Source organism: Neobacillus massiliamazoniensis (genome assembly GCF_001048695.1).
Taxonomy (GTDB): domain Bacteria; phylum Bacillota; class Bacilli; order Bacillales; family Cytobacillaceae; genus Neobacillus; species Neobacillus massiliamazoniensis.
The window spans coordinates 125980-143606 of the sequence record NZ_CVRB01000002.1; the positions used below are offsets into that span (position 1 = coordinate 125980).

The 17627-nt window shown below is 39.7% G+C and carries 13 protein-coding genes; 2 read left to right on the plus strand and 11 right to left on the minus strand.

Features of this window, described 5'->3' with window-relative positions; genetic code table 11:
• Positions 1-404 precede the first annotated feature (404 nt).
• The 11 genes from BN1082_RS08650 to BN1082_RS08700 form a co-directional block, all read right to left on the minus strand.
• Positions 405-2102, minus strand: a complete 1698-nt coding sequence (locus BN1082_RS08650; RefSeq protein WP_090633430.1) for an ABC transporter substrate-binding protein — start codon at positions 2100-2102, stop codon at positions 405-407.
• A gap of 62 nt (positions 2103-2164) precedes the next feature.
• Positions 2165-3085 (minus strand): ABC transporter permease, encoded by a 921-nt coding sequence (locus tag BN1082_RS08655; protein WP_176699712.1) that lies wholly within the window; start codon positions 3083-3085, stop codon positions 2165-2167.
• A 39-nt stretch (positions 3086-3124) separates the two neighbouring features.
• Positions 3125-4036, minus strand: coding sequence for an ABC transporter permease (locus BN1082_RS08660; RefSeq protein WP_090633432.1), 912 nt, complete (start codon positions 4034-4036; stop codon positions 3125-3127).
• An 18-nt stretch (positions 4037-4054) separates the two neighbouring features.
• Positions 4055-5023, minus strand: a complete 969-nt coding sequence (locus BN1082_RS08665) for an ABC transporter ATP-binding protein (RefSeq protein ID WP_090633434.1) — start codon at positions 5021-5023, stop codon at positions 4055-4057.
• A gap of 14 nt (positions 5024-5037) precedes the next feature.
• On the minus strand, positions 5038-5994 hold the full coding sequence (locus BN1082_RS08670) for an ABC transporter ATP-binding protein (RefSeq protein ID WP_090633435.1): 957 nt from the start codon (positions 5992-5994) through the stop codon (positions 5038-5040).
• Between the two features lie 422 nt (positions 5995-6416).
• Entirely contained in the window at positions 6417-7940 is a 1524-nt protein-coding gene (gene yjeM / locus BN1082_RS08675; RefSeq protein WP_090633436.1) for a glutamate/gamma-aminobutyrate family transporter YjeM, read from the minus strand.
• A 918-nt stretch (positions 7941-8858) separates the two neighbouring features.
• Positions 8859-10397, minus strand: a complete 1539-nt coding sequence (locus BN1082_RS08680; protein WP_090633438.1) for a solute symporter family protein — start codon at positions 10395-10397, stop codon at positions 8859-8861.
• Positions 10397-10723, minus strand: a complete 327-nt coding sequence (locus tag BN1082_RS08685; protein WP_090633439.1) for a DUF485 domain-containing protein — start codon at positions 10721-10723, stop codon at positions 10397-10399. The genes BN1082_RS08680 and BN1082_RS08685 overlap by 1 nt, the downstream gene beginning before the upstream one ends.
• A gap of 654 nt (positions 10724-11377) precedes the next feature.
• Entirely contained in the window at positions 11378-12598 is a 1221-nt protein-coding gene (locus BN1082_RS08690) for an amidohydrolase (RefSeq protein ID WP_090633441.1), read from the minus strand.
• An 18-nt stretch (positions 12599-12616) separates the two neighbouring features.
• Positions 12617-13849: an amidohydrolase family protein gene (locus tag BN1082_RS08695; RefSeq protein WP_090633443.1), complete on the minus strand. Its 1233-nt coding sequence runs from the start codon at positions 13847-13849 to the stop codon at positions 12617-12619.
• Between the two features lie 77 nt (positions 13850-13926).
• Positions 13927-15492: a glutathione ABC transporter substrate-binding protein gene (locus BN1082_RS08700; protein ID WP_090633445.1), complete on the minus strand. Its 1566-nt coding sequence runs from the start codon at positions 15490-15492 to the stop codon at positions 13927-13929.
• Between the two features lie 274 nt (positions 15493-15766).
• Between BN1082_RS08700 and BN1082_RS08705 the strand changes: the two genes are divergently transcribed.
• Together BN1082_RS08705 and nikB are read left to right on the plus strand one after the other, a co-directional pair.
• A complete protein-coding gene (locus BN1082_RS08705; protein ID WP_090633447.1) occupies positions 15767-16669 on the plus strand; it encodes an ABC transporter permease in 903 nt (300 codons plus the stop codon).
• A gap of 29 nt (positions 16670-16698) precedes the next feature.
• Positions 16699-17619 carry a nickel ABC transporter permease gene (gene nikB / locus BN1082_RS08710; RefSeq protein ID WP_090633449.1) on the plus strand — a complete coding sequence of 307 codons (921 nt, stop codon included), beginning with the start codon at positions 16699-16701 and terminating at the stop codon, positions 17617-17619.
• The last annotated feature ends 8 nt before the right edge of the window (positions 17620-17627 follow it).

The window sequence follows — 17627 nt, forward strand, 5'->3', positions numbered from 1 at the left end:
TTTTCTGTATCAATATATAACCTGATTATAGCATTTCTATATTATTTATAGTATTAATTATCTACTATTTCTTATTATACCATTATTAATCTATCAATTAAATCAAACATATTTTACACCCATATCCAAAGATATACAAAGAAAAAACCATACCTTTTACAGTACAGTATTATAAAAACCTTATTTACTTATGGTACGGTTCACCGTAACGGGCATAAAAGCGATATCCTACTAAACTAAAAAAATTAAAAAGTTCATTCGTAGGATGTTCAAATAGTTTTTCTACATGTTTATTATTCTTGCAGAATTTCGCTCGCAAAAATCACCAAACTAAAAGCTAACGCCCCACATTTTTAACAACTCATTTAAAAGTGGGGTGTTAGCTTATTATTAATCGTTGGAAATTAATTTTGTGACTTATCTTTGTCAATCCAAATATATTGAAGAGGATCTGGTAATACAGGACTAATATAGAAACCGTGTACCCAAGTTTGTGCAGCATAAGTAGTAACCGGATAATACAATGGAACCCAAGGCGCATCCTTCATGATTTGTTCGGTCGCCTGTTTATACAAGTCCATACGTTCTTGTTTATTGGGATCATTTTGCGCTTTATTTAACCACTCATCGACCTGCTTGTTCGTGTACATCGACGAGTTATTAGCAGGTTGTTGGTTAGAGTTAAACAATGTATTTAAAAAGTCAGAAGCATCCGGAAAATCTTCAATCCACGCAAGAGTGAAAACTCCTTGTGTATCTCCCTTTTCGTTTACCGTTAGGAAAGTGTTCCAATCGGTTGAGTTAACTTTTGTATCAAACCCAACAGCGTTCAGATCATTTTGAATAGATTGTGAAATTTTCATTGTATCTGGCTCATTATAGCTATAGAGGGTAATTTGTGTACCCGATTTGATACCAGCCTCTTGAAGCAGTTGCTTTGCTTTTTGTGGATCATACGAATATTGACTATCCGCTGCAAGATCCTTCACATAACCTTCAACTCCTGGTGGCAATGGCTGGTTTGCCACTTGCCCGCGGTCATTCAAGAGCTGTAGGATTTTCTTTTTATTAATGGCATATTCAATCGCTTGGCGTACTTTTGGATTATCAAAAGGAGCAATTTTGCTATTCAGTCCCAAATAGTTAACCGTATTCTGAGCTTGTGAATATACAGTCTTTTTCAGATTAGGATCCGATAAAAATTTTGGGTAAGATGCAGATGGAATACCAGCTGACCCAAATAGGTTACCGATAATCGCTGTTTTTCCCTGTTGGAAGTTCAACGCATCTAATTGACCATTTTTATTAATTCGCATCGTAATTTTATCGAGATACGGCAGTTGATTACCATCTTTATCTTTCATCCAATAACTTGTATTTTTCTTCAATACCATTTGGTTGGTATCGTAGGAATCAAGCTGGAACGGACCTGAGCCCATTGCGGTATTCGAATCGAACGATTTATTTCCAACTTTAGTAATATAAGCCTGGTCAACTGCAGAGAAGAAAGGCATTGCTAATACCTCAAGGAAGAACGGTTGAGGCTTTGTCAATTGTATGACTAGTGTATTGGCATCTGGTGTCGTAATTCCGGAAATCGTTTTGCTAGTGCCCTTGTTGTATTCTGTAGAGCCTTTTACGATTGGATCGATAAAGCCTTCACCTGGTGAAGCTACTTTCGGATCTAATACACGCTGGAATTCATCGACAAAGGATTGAGCAGTGACAGGATCCCCATTCCAGAATTTTACACCTTGACGGATTTTAAATGTATACGTGAGACCATCACTTGAAACAGTATAGCTTTCAGCCAACATCGGCTTTAAATTGGTAGTATTCTTGTCGTATGTGACCAGCTGATCATACATCTCTCCTACAGCTTCATACGATGTCGTGTCATACGAAAGAGCTGGATCCAGATCTTTAAAGTTTGAGACTGTATCCATTAAGATGTTTCCACCTTCGACCGGCTTATTGCTCGTTGTGTTCGAAGCTGTTGCACTTGTTGAAGTAGATTGTGAACTGCATCCAGCTAACACTACTCCCAATGCACTGATTACTGAAATCGCTGCCATCCCCAGTTTGGATTTTTTTTTATGCATTAATATTCCTCCTTAAATACATTTTATTTTGATTTATGCCAAAGTGTGGTGTAGCACACAAATTAGCTGTAGCGGATCCGTGGATCCACAAACGCATAAATAACATCGACAATCAGAGTAAAAACGACGACCACAAGTGCGGTTAATAAAACAGTACCCATGATAACAGGTATATCTGATTGTGGAATGGCTTCATATGACAATACACCGAGACCATTCCAGTTGAATGTATTCTCGATAAGAACAACACCAGTTAAAAGGTATCCAATATCGATACCACCGAATGTAACAACAGGAATTAACGCATTACGAACTACGTGTCGCCAAATAACTCGTCGTTCTGATGCACCCTTAGCTCTAGCTGTGCGTACATAGTCTTGACCCATTACTTCCAACATCGATGCTTTTAATAAACGGGTATAATAGGCAGCACCGGTTATCCCGTACGTCAGAGATGGTAAAATCAAGCTTTGAATTCCACCACTGCCACCAAGCGGAAAAATCGGAAGCTTATAACCAAGCCAATACAATAACAATAATCCTAACCAGTATACTGGTAATGAAATCCCGACAAGTGCAAGTGCACTGACAATATAGTCGCTTTTCTTTCTAGCTCGCCTTGCTGTGTAAATCCCTAGTGGTATGCCTATTACCAACTCGGCAATCCAACATCCAAGCGCTAATAATAACGTTGGTCCAATTCTCTGACTAATTAGAACCGCTACTGATTGGTTGTATATGTAGGACACACCAAAATTCCCATGTAACAGATTCCCTACATAATGAAGGTATTGTAACAACAAAGGTTGATCCAATCCCAGATTATGTCTTATTTGTGAAATTACTTGAGGCGATGCCTTTTGACCGGCAATCATACGTGCTGGGTCAGATGGGATAGCATAGACTAGTAGGAATGTTACGACTGAAATACCAAATACGACAATAAGTGCACCGCCCAAACGGCGAACAATATAGGAAGCCACTCTTATTCCTCCTTCAAACATAGTGCATGTACAGAAACGTTAATGTGTTACATTATGAGGATCTAAAATATCACGAAGTCCATCTCCTAATAAATTAAACCCGAGAACGGAAAGAAGCAGTGCGATTCCTGGATACCATAGAATCCAAGGAGCATACTGGTATGCCTGTAAACCTTCGTTGATCATGTTTCCCCAGCTAGGAGTTGGCGGTTGGATTCCAATTCCAAGATAACTAAGACCCGCTTCGGTTAAAATATTCAGTCCAACATTTAGCATAGACAAAACAATAACAGGCCCGATGACGTTTGGTAAGATTACTTTAAAAAGAATTCTACTATTCGATGCGCCCAAAGCACGTTCTGCTTGTACATAATCAAATTCTTTTAATGAAAGTACCTGACCACGTACCACTCGTGTCATGACTCCCCATCCTAGTATTCCAATTGCAATAAATACGTTGGTTATGCTTGGACTTAAGATGGCCACCAGAGCCATGTTAAAGATTAGAAATGGGAACGCCAACACGGTATCTGTCACTCGCATGATAATCGTATCTACAATTCCGCCGAAATATCCTGAAATAAGCCCCAGCGTTACACCAATCACTAAATTGATCACAGATGCCAAAATCCCGACTTCTAAGGAGACGCGACTGCCATATATGACCCTAGAAAACACGTCACGCCCTAAAGCATCCGCCCCCCAAATAAATTTATGATTGGGAGAAGTAGGCATCCCGTTAGCTGTAATTCCATCGGAAAACTGTTTGGCATACGGGTGAGGTGCAATCCATGGGGAAAACACAGCAAAAACAAATAGGATTAGCACAATGGCAGATCCGATGTAGATCATCGGAAATGTCCGAAATGATTTCCAAGCTCTTTTTCTTAGCGGTGGCTTTGCTTTAGGAACGATCACCACTGAAGAGGTTATGGGTTGAACATCAATCATCTTGCATACTCTCCTCTCTCATTCATATAAATGGCATGCTACATAATGATTTTGTTTTACTTCTTTCCATTCCGGTACCACTTGCGAACAATGCGCAGTTGCTTGCGGACAGCGGGTATGGAATGGGCATCCAGAAGGCGGATTCGCCGGGTTCGGAATATCCCCTTGCAGGAGGATTCGTTCCCTTTTGATATCCGGATCTGGAATGGGCACTGCAGACATGAGTGCTTGGGTATACGGATGAAGAGGTTCAGAGAAAAGAGATTCTACATCTGCCATTTCAGACATTTTTCCAAGATATAAAACCAACACGCGATCGCTGATATGACGGACAACACTTAAATCGTGTGCGATAAAAATGTATGCCAACTCAAACTCTGCTTGCAGATCGATCAGCAAATTCAATACTTGTGATTGAACAGAAACATCCAGCGCTGCCACTGGTTCATCCAAAATCATCAATTTAGGATTAAGAGCAAGTGCCCTTGCAATTCCAATTCGCTGGCGTTGACCACCTGAAAATTCATGCGGATAGCGCCCTGCGTAATCCGGATCCAGCCCGACACGCTCAAGAAGTTGACGGGCTTTTATGCTGCGTTCCTTCGGTGTATACAATTTGTGAATCTCCAGCGGGCTGGACAAAATTTCCTCAACTGAGAAACGTGGATTCAGGGAGGCGTACGGATCTTGAAAAACAATTTGCATTTGTCGGCGTATCACTTGTAGCTGATATTTCGGAAGCTTTAGGATATCCTGTTTATCAAATTCGATTGAACCACTTGTGGGTTCAATCAGGCGCAAAATGCTGCGGCCCATCGTAGATTTACCACAGCCTGATTCACCGACGACACCTAGGGTCTCGCCTTTATTGAGGGTAAAAGAAATCCCATTTACGGCCTGGACTTGCCCTACAACTCGCTGCAAAATGCCGCGCCGAATGGGAAACGATTTTTTTAATTGATTTACTCTAAGTAATGGCTCCGACATGTTAACTCTCCTTCTCATGCGTGTAACCAGCATTTGGCAGTATGTTCTGGTTCAATCTGAATGTGATTTGGCTGCTTTTTACAAACGTCTGTTGCATGTGGACAACGCTGTGCAAACCGACATCCTTCCGGCATATTACGAAGTGAGGGTACGTTTCCTTGGATGGGGGTTAGCCGTGTTTTGAGACCCGTCATCTTTGGAATGGAATTCAGCAGGCCAATGGTGTAAGGATGCTTCGGGTTTTTAAATATTTGGCGAACGGTACCTTGTTCTACAATCTCACCCGCATACATGACTACAACATAATCACACATTTCTGCAACAACGCCTAAATCATGCGTGATGAGAAGAATGGACATATCATTTTCTTTCGCCAGTTTGCGCATCAAATCTAAAATTTGCGCTTGAATCGTGACATCCAATGCCGTAGTTGGTTCATCCGCAATTAATAGCCTCGGATTACATGCCATTGCCATTGCAATCATGACTCTTTGGCGCATTCCACCGGAAAGCTGATGTGGATAATCATCTACGATCTGCTCAGCACGCGGGATCCCAACTATTTTCAGCAGTTCAATTGCCTTTGCTCTCGCCTGTTTTGGTGCAATATTGCTATGTAATATAAGGCTCTCAATAATCTGTACACCGATTTTATGAACTGGATTTAACGATGTCATCGGTTCCTGGAAAATCATGCTGATCTCATCACCACGAATTTTACGCATTTCCGGTTCTGATAAAGATACCAAATCTGTTCCATTCAGTCTGACTTCACCTGTTATGTTAGCGCTTTCTTGCAGCAATCTCATAATCGAAAGTGATGTAACACTTTTACCACACCCAGACTCACCCACGAGTCCTAACGTTTGCCCCTGTTTAATTTGGAATGATACGTTTTGAACAGCTCGATAATATTGTTCATCAATTTCGAATTCTATTTGTAGATCTCTAACATCAAGTAACGGTTCCATTACCTCACCTCATCTTACAATATCGTTCTCTTCTTTTTTCGATATCAATCTAGTAATTTAAACACTATTCTTCAATAATGTATTTTTAATAATATCTAAATCATCTGAATATTTCTTTAAATAATTCATTGAATTTTGTTATAATTCAATTAAAATTTGATTAAATAGTGCTTCAAACTTAAATTAAAAAGAAAATAAAAAAACAGAAGAAGGAATTTTTTCATTTCTTCTTCTGTTCCCTGTAATGATTTTACATAAATTAACTGATATTACCACGTAGTTACCATATAGATTAAAGAAAAATTTCGCTGTTACTTATGATAAGGTTCACCGTAATGTATCTAAATGAGATTTTTTAGATAAGAAAAAAAGTGAAGCCATATTGTGCTCCACTTCAATCTTTATCTTTTTGAGTTTTAAGGCTAACTTATTTTCTTTTGTTTCTGCTTTTCTTTATCATGTATTTTTTCATATTTGCTATACATTAACCAGGCAGCACCTGAGAAAATAACGGGTCCAGCCACACTCCAAATGGTTGTTTGGATATCCCCTTCTAAAGCTGGCTGTACGATACTAAAGAAATTTGCAAGTCCAACTGTTAGAACAACAATCCATGTCCAAAAATTTGCGCTCAATTGCGTTTTATATACGATAAACGGCTTATTGATTTCCACTTTTTTCTTAAAATACGGAAATGCAAGTGCTATAAATACATACGGTATTGTCAAAGCCACGTTAGTCATCGAAACGAGTATGTTAAAGAATGCGGCCATTGTGCTTCCACCGAAAGCGATTAGTGCGATCATTACACAAACAATAGCAGTTGGAATCCACATAGCAGTAACAGGTAGCCCATTCTTTGTTTCTCCGACTTTTCCGGGCCACAATCTCTTAGGCGTTCCTTCAATCATCTGCTTTAACGGTGAAAACATCAAGGTAAAGAACGCACCGGACAGTGCCAGGAACATTGAAAGTCCAATGTATCTTGCAACCCCAAATCCCAAAGCCGTAGCTGTAGCATGGCTTGCTCCAAAAGCGGTACCTATTGAGTAGCCTAAATTGGCCATAACTATATAACTTGCGTTTCCTAGGTTAACATTCGCAATACCCATTACAGATGCCCAGTTTGTGAATATTCCAATTAATAGTATTCCTAATGAATACCCAACAGAGATTATGGCTGCAGAAAAAAGAATTCCTTTCGGAAACGTTTTTTCTGGATTTTCTGTTACATCCACTAATCCGCCTACTGTTTCAATTCCGCCAAAAGCGAAGAGGGCATATACTACAAATGCTAACGAAGCAATAATATCTCCTGCATATTTAGGATTTGGTGTTTGAGTAAATGAATGTAACCCTGTAATCGGCTGCGCCAAATGTCCATGATTACCTATAAGTACTGCTATTGCACCAACCCAAAGAAATACATTCAATAACAAGACTGCAGTACCACCTAAAGAGGTTACTTTCTTAATCTTATCCAGACCCTTTGTTGATGTATAGGTTACTATAAGAATCCATACAATTCCTAAAACCCCAAGAACCTGAGGTCCTCGAAGATTAAATAAAGTCCAGTTTTGTGTTGTATCTTGTCCAAAGATAGCATTTGACACCGGAACCCACATACCGGATGCGACATTAACCATCCAAGTTACATAAGAAAAATACCACATGAACGTTCCTATAAATGCAAATTTTGGACCGATGGATTTTTCCATCCATGAGTAGATACCACCCTTTTCCTCTTTAAAGGCGGAACCAAATTCAGCTACCATTAATGCAAAAGGAACAAAGAAGGTTATAGCTGAAAATATATACCAAGGAATAGCGGCATAACCCATCTTATAAAATGATCTTGGAATGTTGTTGAATCCATAAACAGAAGTAAAAATCATTAATACTAGGGATACTAAAGTCAACTTTTTGGTTATGTTTGTGTTTGACATACATTTTCCCCCCCTAATTAAAGTTATCATATACCTTCAACATAGAATGTTTAATTAGTATTACATAAAATGTTTTTTAAATATCATTTTTGGGGACATGAGAAGGCACCAAAGTCAATTGTAAGCCCACTTCTGCAATTATGTCAGTATCAAAAATAATAGCAACCTCACAACCTATTTTTGTTAAAACTGATATATCGATTCCCCCCTTAATCATATACTTAATACTACTTTTAAAAATAGAGAAGCATTCCTAGCCAACGTAGGTAAACGATGAAATCGCTTTCTTCCCTTACTCTTTTATTATATTGGAATTTTTCTATAGCTACTATAATCCACTGTTACAATCATATGAACAATTTAAATGTTCAAACTGAGATGAAGGGGCTATTTCTAAAAAAATATCTTGGATAATTTCAAGCTCATTTAGGAGTGCAGATTCTCCTAAACGAACACATTCTAATACTAGTAACCTCCCCGAATTCCTTTATATAGGCTTAGCATTTTTTAATTCAACAATGATTTTGTCTTCCTGTTCTTCTCTCTTGACGTTGAAACTAGTCAATAAAAAAACCTCAATTACTTATGGTACGGTTCACCCCTCTTTATCCTAAACAATTTTAATTATCTCAGTAGTCCGACCATGATGATAACCAATGTTCTGTTCAGTGTTTTATTAATAAACATGTTAATAACCAAATAATCCCAATAACAAAAAAAGGCCATCAAATAAAATGGCCTTTTCGGTTTGCCGCCCCTACATTTGAATGGGGCAGGAAATCCTTAAATTTTTCCTGATTCTTCTTATAAAATTATCTACGAGACGTACTCCACATGACTTGACTGCTGATTGTAGAAAACAATTTTATTAAAGATGTAGGTTTGTTCACTTTTAATAATCTACATTTTGTGATCCTATTATTGGCCAATACCTATTCCAGTGTTAGATTTAACCAATACTTCTTCATATTTTTTCACATCAGCTTTTTGGCTGGAGAAAATGGTTCCGAGGTATCCGGCAATAAACCCGAGTGGTATCGAAATAATTCCTGGAGTTGAATATGGGAATATTGGGTTACCAACAAAAATGGCTTTTCCTGCTTCCGGACTAATAACACTCGGACTGATGAGAACCAAGCCGATTGCAGAAATAAGTCCAACTACCATTGCCCATACTGCACCAGTAGTATTAAAACGTCTCCAGTAAATGGTATAGATAATAACTGGCAGATTTGCGCTTGCAGCAACAGCAAAAGCAAGTGATACAAGGAAGGCTACGTTAAGTGTTTGCGCACCCAATGCAAGAATAATAGACACGACTGAAACTCCAATAGCTGCCAAGCGCGCCATTTTTAACTGCTCTTTTTCTGTTGCCTTCCCTTTGCGAAGGATTTCGTTGTAGAAATCGTGTGCAAAAGCAGAAGCAGCTGTCAAAACAAGTCCTGCAACAACAGCTAGGATCGTCGCAAATGCTACGGCAGAAATAAAGGCAAACAGCATGTCTCCACCTAGAGCCTTTGCTAATAGTGGAGCTGCCATGTTACCGGCGGGGTTTGCTGCTACTATCTGACTCGTACCTACAAATGCAGCAGCGCCAAAGCCAAGGAAGATCGTCATAACGTAAAAGATTCCAATAATCCACGTAGCATAAACCACTGACGAGCGTGCTGTTTTTGCATCCTTGACAGTAAAGAAACGAATAAGGATGTGTGGCAGCCCCGCTGTCCCAAGTACAAGTCCCATATTTAACGATATCGTATCAAGCGGGATCTTGTATTTAACACCTGGATTTAAAAATGCTTCTTTTAACGGTGTTGCTGTTTTCATTTGGTCAAACATTTCTGTAATGGACCAGTTAAACTTTGCTAAAACAACTAAGGAGATTGCAAAGGTACCGCCCATTAATAGGATGGCCTTAATGATTTGCACCCAGCTCGTTGCATGCATGCCCCCAAAGATAACGTAAACGGTCATTAAAACGCCAACTATTAAAACAGATGTAGTATAATCCAATCCTAATAATAGTTTGATAAGCGCGCCTGCCCCTACGAGCTGAGCAATCATATAAAAAATAGAAATAGCCATGGTATTCATTGCGGCAAATCCACGAATTTTCTTTGCATCAAATCTAGAAGCAATCATATCAGCAAATGTGTATTTCCCAAGGTTACGCAACGGTTCTGCAACTAAATAGAGAACTACAAGGTAGGCAACCAGGAAACCAATACTATAAAAGAAACCATCAAATCCTGTTAAAGCGACTGCTCCCGCTATTCCAAGAAATGATGCCGCAGACATATAATCTCCAGCGATGGCAAGTCCATTCTGCCAGCCTGTGAGGCCCCCGCCGGCGGTGTAAAATTCACTTGCATTTTTTGTGCGTTTTGAAGCGTAGAAAGTAATAATTAATGTTACAAATACGATACAGAGAAACATAATAAATGCAGTAGTGTTCATTAGTTCTTACCTCCTTCTTTTAAAACCTTTTTAGCTAATTCATCGAATTTGGCTGCCTTTTTGGAGTAAAGAACGCATAAAACCCAAGTCATGACAAATTGTAAAAATGCAAAAACCCATGCCCAAGTAATACTGCCAATAAATGTGTGATTTAATACTTCTGTGTAAGAGGTTAAAATAGGCAATGCAAAATAAAAACAGAAGAAGAAAATGGTGAAAGGTATGATAAATTTTTTCTTTGCTGAGAGTAATGTTTGAAACGAAGATGATTGAACAATCGAACTGTAATCGCTTTCGGAATTGACTTTAATTTCTTTTGTTTCCAAAAGATATTTCCCCCCCTCATAAAAACCGTAAAATATACATTCTAAGGATCAATAATAAAAGACTGAGTCAACCGTTTGTAAACCGAAAATAGTAAAAAGATTGAAATAGCGGATTAATATTAGAAGAAAAAAGGATAATTGAAATCAATCACCATCCTATAAAAATATTTTTCAGAATATTTTAAATTAACTGCTTTTATTATTATACAAATAACGATTTGGGTTTTGCAAGAAAAAATAGTAAAAAAAGGGAGAGATAAATGTTGCTTTATTTAATATGTTCCTCTTTATAAGTGAACTTCCTATTACTAACCTTAAATATTTAGTGAACTGATAAAGATTGGCTTCCATCTCTTGATGCTTCTTTAATTTCCTACAGGTTTGACAAGAGCTTGACCAATCTACCAGAAATACCATTAACAAATCAGCATCATTTTCCTTAAGTTATGATAATGTGAGTCATAAAACAAACGATTTTGACTTGGTTACAGTTCTAGATATTACGTGATTAATTGGGAAAGAAAAATTAACTGATAGAGTCCGTGGATGGAAAAGTGACATTTTTGGAAGAGTAGATTATTATCATTTGGATCTTTACCTATTAAATTGAAGAAAGAAGCTGCACCATCAAGGTACAGCTTCTTTTTCAGGTCTTTATAATTGGCCGGAGACGACTTTTCCTTTAAAAATGACGGCTTCACGTTTTGACGTTCTTGCCACAGCCTCAGCAGAGCATGAGGCATGAACAAGGACAAGGCTTGCTTCATCACCTGCAAGCGGCCAGGTGACCTTACCCTTCCTATTTAATGGTGTCGGTCCCCCAGTCGCATACTTCATTGCTTGGGCAAGCGACCGCTCATCGCTTTTTCTGTATAATTCACAATATTTCGTTACTTTTTCCAGCACATCTCCAGTGCCAAATGGAGCCCAGGAATCATAAAACCCGTCGCATCCCAAAAAAACCTTAACCCCTTTTTTATCCAACATCTCAATTGGCGGCAACGACTTTGTGATTGGAATCGTTGACATGATTGACATCCCAAGGGCGCTGAGCCGATCGGCAAGGTCTTCAGCCTGCTGCATAGGAACTTCACCCAAACTGAAGGCATGGCTGACAGCAGCACGGTTATGCCATTTTGCCTCTTCTACCATTTCCGCAAATTTATCTACCGTATAAAATCCTAAATGCCCGCCATCATGCAGATGAATATCGATATCCGCATTAAATTCTGTTGCCAGATTCATCGTTTCATAAAGTGATTTTTCAATATTACGGTCAATCCCAGCCGGGTCTAATCCGCCGACAAGGGTGGCACCTGATCTCATCGCTTCCTTCATTAACGGAATCACGTTTTCCGTTAACAATCCGTGCTGAGGAAAAGCAACGACTTCATATGTTAACCGATCAGAGTAATCTTCAAGCGCAGCCAAAACCCCCTCAAGATTTTTCAGACCGATATAGGGGTCTATATTTACATGGGTACGAATGTGGGTTGAACCGCTGGACAGAATCAGGTCAATCATCGCACTAGCTCTTTGCTTTGTTGTTGGTTCAAGCTCTTCCAGTTCTAATGCTTCTAAGTAAAGGCGTTCTTTAAGATTTTTAACCGGGATGCAAGATTTCCAGTCAATGGAAAGATAGGTTTTATCCAAGTGATTATGCATTTCTTTAAAGGTTGGGACAGCTAATAGTCCCTTGCCATCCACTTTCACTTCACCTGCTGGAATCTCTTCTCCGTTCTTATGGATTTCAACAATTTTTCCATCTTCTATTTTCAATTGATGCAGTTCGGTTTTTGTTTCATAGACTCCATTTTCATCCTTTATATATCCGGTTTCCAACCGAACATTCGTTAACCAATATACTGATCTCATTTTTATACCTCCCCGCTGTTAGTTTGCCAGTACCGTTTCCAGCTTGATTTCTACTTTTTTTCCTTTAAAATACAAAGCTTCGATGGCAGACCGCCTTGCAATCACTTCAGCAGAACATGTTGCATTTACCAGCATCATCGTTGCATCATCACCAACCTTAGGCCAGACCCGCTCGCCTCGTTCGTTTAATGGAGTAATTCCGCCGGTCCCATACTTTAGGGTTGATGCCAATGAAAATTCATCCACAAAGCGGAAGCGTTCAGCTAGAATGCTTAGTTTTTGGATTGTATTTCCTGTACCAAACGGAGACCAGTGATCGGTGATGCTGTCGTGGCCAGTGGAAACCGCAATTCCAAGCTTATCAAGCGCAGGGATTGGAATCGTTGGCCGATTAACAGGAACAGTTGTAGTAACGTCAATCTCCTGATCTTTTAAAATTGCCACTACTTCATTAAGTGCCTCTCCTTGTAAATCCCCGAGTGCGATTCCATGACTGATCGTGGCTTTCCCTTTCAGACCAGCCTCTTGTGTATAGTGGGCCATTCGCTCAAACGTAAACGCCCCCAATGTGTTCGGATCGTGCAAATGAATATCGACACTCTTGCCTGCTTCAACGGCAATGTCGAAAATCGTTTCAAGCGATTTTTCAATATCTCTGTCCACTGTGGCCGGATCGACACCGCCGACATGAGTCGCCCCGTTTTTCATGGCATCACGGATGAGTTGAACCGAATTACTTCTTAGCAAACCATGCTGCGGAAAGGCAACAATTTCAAAGGTAACCACATCTTTATATTTTTCAAGTGCATTCACGGTTGCTTCGAGGTTTTTCAAACCAATGACAGGATCAACATTACAGTGCGTCCGAATATGGGTATGCCCATTTTTCAGTAACAGCTCAATCATCTTCTCCGCCCGCTCCTGCGCTGTTGGCAAAAGCTTTGGTAGAAGTTCCTTTTCTTCTTCGAGCCGTGTAAAAATCCCTTTTGTCAGTGGAGTGCATGCTTTCCAAGGGCCGCCATAATACGTTTTATCAATGTGAATATGCATATCCCTTAATGAAGGTAAAAGTAGCCTTTCCCCGGCGTCTATCTGAGCTTCTTGGGGAGCAGGTGCCTGATTACTGATTTCCGCAATCTTGCCTTCAGCAATTTTCAGGTGGCAAATTTCCGTCTCCGTGCCGGTAATTCGGCCATTTTCATATTTAAAGCCCTTCTCTAAACGGACATTCTTGATCCAGAATGTGTTCATTCAAATATCCTCCTCTTATTTTTATCTAATGATGGCAAAGAGGCACCAACATGTGTTAAGTGCCTCTTATAAAAAACTTACTTAATAGTTACATCGTTAATCATGAGATAACTTACAGGATTTTCCCAGAAGCCTTCAATCTTTTTGTTGTAAGCAGCCAAGTTTTCATAGTTGCGGATCGGAACATAGACTGCATCTTCCAATTCAGTTTTCATTGCCTTCTCATAGAGCTGTTTGCGTTTTGTTTCATCTGTTTCCTGACGAGCAGCCTCGATGGTTTTGTCCACTACCGGATTGCTGTATCTGAAATTGTTCCCGGCCGGACCAATTGAGGCGGAGTGGAACAAATTGTACTGGTTATAATCGCCGTCACCGGTTGCATTACCCCAGCCGCCGATTTGCATGTCAAATTGGCCTTTACCAAGCGAATCAATATAGGCACCATATTCTGAAACCTGAACCTTCACGTCAATGCCAATTCCTTTTAATTGGGATTGGATAACTTCGGCCATGTTAACTCTTTCTTTACGATCACTGGTCAGCAATGTTAAACTTAAGCCCTTTTCATACCCGGCTTCTTTTAACAATTTCTTCGCTTCATTTAAATCATAATCATAAGGCTTCACATTTTTGCTGTAGCCGAATACTTTCGGGCTCATTGCTGAGTTTGCCAGTGTCCCAACATTGTTGTAAACACCTTTAATAATAGAAGCTCTCTCAATCGCATGGCTGATTGCTCTGCGTACTCTTACATCATCAAGTGGTTTTTTCGTTACATTAAAGCCCAGATATTCAACAGCAAGTCCATCCGTACGGTATAAGCCGATTTTATCGGAGGCATTGATTCTATCAATTTCTGTTACAGGAACTTGATTATTGATTTGGGCTTCACCGGTTTCAAGCATTGCCATACGGGTGGCATCTTCGGGAACAATCTTGAAAACAACACGGTCAATCTTTGCTTTTTTGCCCCAGTAGTTCACGTTTTTCGTTAGTGAAATTTCTTGACCGGATTTCCAAGCTTCAAAAACGAATGGGCCTGTTCCAACCGGATGCTGTGCAAGAGTTTGAGGGCTCTCCTTCAATGCTTTCGGGCTGATGATGCTGCCTTCCTGGCTTGCTAAAATCGATAAAAGCGGATACGGATATTTAAGTACGAATTGAACTGTATTATCATCGATAATTTTTACTTCGTTAATCATGGCAAACTTGGCACGGGATGGGGATCCGGTTTTTGGATCCAATAGACGATCAAAGGTAGCTTTTACTGCTTCTGCATTAAACGGAGCACCGTCTTGGAAGGTTACACCTTTTTTTAGTTTGAATTCCCATTTCGTACCGTCCACTTTCCAAGATTCAGCTAATAGCGGTTGAATCTTCATATCTTTATCCGGTACAACCAATGTTTCATAAACTTTTTCATAGATAATATCTGCAGACGGGATATCTGTAATAAATTGCGGATCGAGCTTCGTTGCATCCGAAGTACGAACGATGGTTAACGTTCCTCCCTCTTTTGCTTTCTCTGGTTTAGCTGCCGTATCCTTTCCAGCATTTGATTTAGTTGAACAAGCTTGTGCAATGACCAGCATTAATCCGATCAATACAAGCAAAATGCTGTTTTTAAATGCTCGTTTCTTCATTTTCTTCTCCCCCTTCTTTATGTTGTAATTAGCTCTAAGCTGTCCCTTTAGTGACTGCTTATCTGCATTATAGAAGATGAATTAATCGAATATTTACAGAATATTTACATCTTTTTAAAAAATATTGACATTCAATTCAAAAAATATTTTATATTGTCGATAATTTTGATAATTTGAACATACTTCTTGTATGCAAAAAAGAAGGAGGGACATTAAGGATTTACCACACTAAATCCTGCCTTATTTATATTGAAAAAATTTTAGGGGGAATTTTATGAACGCAGAAGTAAATGCCGAACAGCAGGTGGAATTGTCGAAAACGGTAAAATTACAAAAATCAGCAAAATGGAGGGAATCACTTTCCGTATTAATGGAAAATAAAGCAGCCATGGCTGGTGGACTTATCATTGTCTTTTATGTATTAATTGCCACATTTGCTCCGCTTATTGCTCCATACGATCCTTATAAGGTTGATTTAGCGAATAAACTCCTGACGCCATCAATGGAACACTGGATGGGGACGGATGATAAAGGAAGAGATATTTTAAGCAGAATTATTTACGGCAGCCGCCTTTCAATGGGCGTCGGATTCGCCGCCGTATTATTTGGCGCCTTTTTTGGAATCATCCTCGGACTGATTGCAGGTTATTACGGAAAATGGACTGATACAATTATTATGCGAACGATGGATGTTTTGCTAGCATTCCCGGGTATCCTGTTAGCTCTTGCGATTGTTAGTGCTCTTGGACCAAGTTTAATCAATGTAACCATCGCGGTTGGCATATTCTCTGTTCCTTTGTTTGCGAGAATCGTCAGGGGATCCACCCTTGAAGTAAAAAGGCTCGAGTATATTGACGCGATTCGCTCTCTAGGAGCAAATGACATTACGATTATTTTCAAACATATATTCCCAAATATTTTATCACCGATTATCGTTCAAGGAACATTGCGATTGGCCACGGCGATTCTTTCGGCTGCAGGCCTATCCTTCCTTGGTCTTGGGGCCCAGCCTCCTTCTCCAGAATGGGGGACGATGCTTAGCAACGGAAGAGATTTCATTTTTTCAGCGCCTTTTATGGCTCTCTTCCCAGGTTTGGCAATGTCCATTCTAGTACTCGGCTTTAATATTTTTGGCGATGGACTAAGGGATGTATTCGATCCTCGCATGAGAAAGTAATCCAGCATTTATAAGGAGGTTAAAAATCAATGTTAATGTTCATTATCCGTCGGCTCTTACAAACCATTCCTGTTATAGTCGGTGTAACCTTTGTTGTCTTTATTATTATGCATCTCGTTCCCGGTGATCCGGCTGTTTTAATGGCAGGGGAGGGTGCTTCGAAAGAAGCAATCCAATCGCTAAGGGAATCGCTTGGATTAGATCGTCCATTATATATTCAATATTTCGATTACTTGATTCATATTTTTCAAGGTGACTTTGGTGTCTCCTTAAAAAACAGCAAGCCGGTTCTCGATGAAATTTTGGTTAGACTACCGATTACAATGGAGCTGGCATTTTACAGTATTTTAATCACCATTGTATTAGGAATGATTGCAGGGATTATTTCAGCTGTTAAACAGTATACCTTGACAGATATCGGTGTTATGATTATTGCCCTGCTTGGTATTTCACTGCCAAGTTTCTGGTTTGGTTTAATGATGATGTATTTATTTTCTGTTAAGCTGCAAATCCTGCCAGTTGCTGGTTGGGAAAGCTGGCAAAATATCATACTTCCGGCTGTCACGCTTGGGGCAGGAGGAGCGGCAATCGTGGCGAGGATGACAAGGTCTAGCATGCTTGAAGTCATTCGTCAGGATTATGTCCGGACTGCAAGGGCCAAAGGGTTGCGCGAGCGGGTCATCATTTATAAACACGCCTTAAGAAATGCGCTTATCCCAGTTATTACCGTAGTTGGCTTACAGTTCGGGGCATTGCTTGGCGGAACCGTTATTGTTGAATCGATCTTTGCGATCAATGGGCTTGGAAGAATGATTGTTGACTCCATCAGAATGAGGGATTTACCGATGGTACAAGGCGGTGTCCTTGTTGCTTCCCTCATCTTTGTGATTGTGAATCTACTTGTTGATATTTTCTATCGCTTCTTTAATAAACGGATTGAATTAAATTAGAAGGTGGT

Bases quoted from the DNA above. Each gene is read 5' to 3' on its own strand.
- BN1082_RS08650 (WP_090633430.1), bottom strand. From the start codon at position 2,102: ATGCATAAAAAAAAATCCAAACTGGGGATGGCAGCGATTTCAGTAATC.
- BN1082_RS08660 (WP_090633432.1), bottom strand. From the start codon at position 4,036: ATGATTGATGTTCAACCCATAACCTCTTCAGTGGTGATCGTTCCTAAA.
- BN1082_RS08665 (WP_090633434.1), bottom strand. From the start codon at position 5,023: ATGTCGGAGCCATTACTTAGAGTAAATCAATTAAAAAAATCGTTTCCC.
- BN1082_RS08670 (WP_090633435.1), bottom strand. From the start codon at position 5,994: ATGGAACCGTTACTTGATGTTAGAGATCTACAAATAGAATTCGAAATT.
- yjeM (WP_090633436.1), bottom strand. From the start codon at position 7,940: ATGTCAAACACAAACATAACCAAAAAGTTGACTTTAGTATCCCTAGTA.
- BN1082_RS08680 (WP_090633438.1), bottom strand. From the start codon at position 10,397: ATGAACACTACTGCATTTATTATGTTTCTCTGTATCGTATTTGTAACA.
- BN1082_RS08690 (WP_090633441.1), bottom strand. From the start codon at position 12,598: ATGAGATCAGTATATTGGTTAACGAATGTTCGGTTGGAAACCGGATAT.
- BN1082_RS08695 (WP_090633443.1), bottom strand. From the start codon at position 13,849: ATGAACACATTCTGGATCAAGAATGTCCGTTTAGAGAAGGGCTTTAAA.
- BN1082_RS08700 (WP_090633445.1), bottom strand. From the start codon at position 15,492: ATGAAGAAACGAGCATTTAAAAACAGCATTTTGCTTGTATTGATCGGA.
- BN1082_RS08705 (WP_090633447.1), top strand. From the start codon at position 15,767: ATGAACGCAGAAGTAAATGCCGAACAGCAGGTGGAATTGTCGAAAACG.
- nikB (WP_090633449.1), top strand. From the start codon at position 16,699: ATGTTAATGTTCATTATCCGTCGGCTCTTACAAACCATTCCTGTTATA.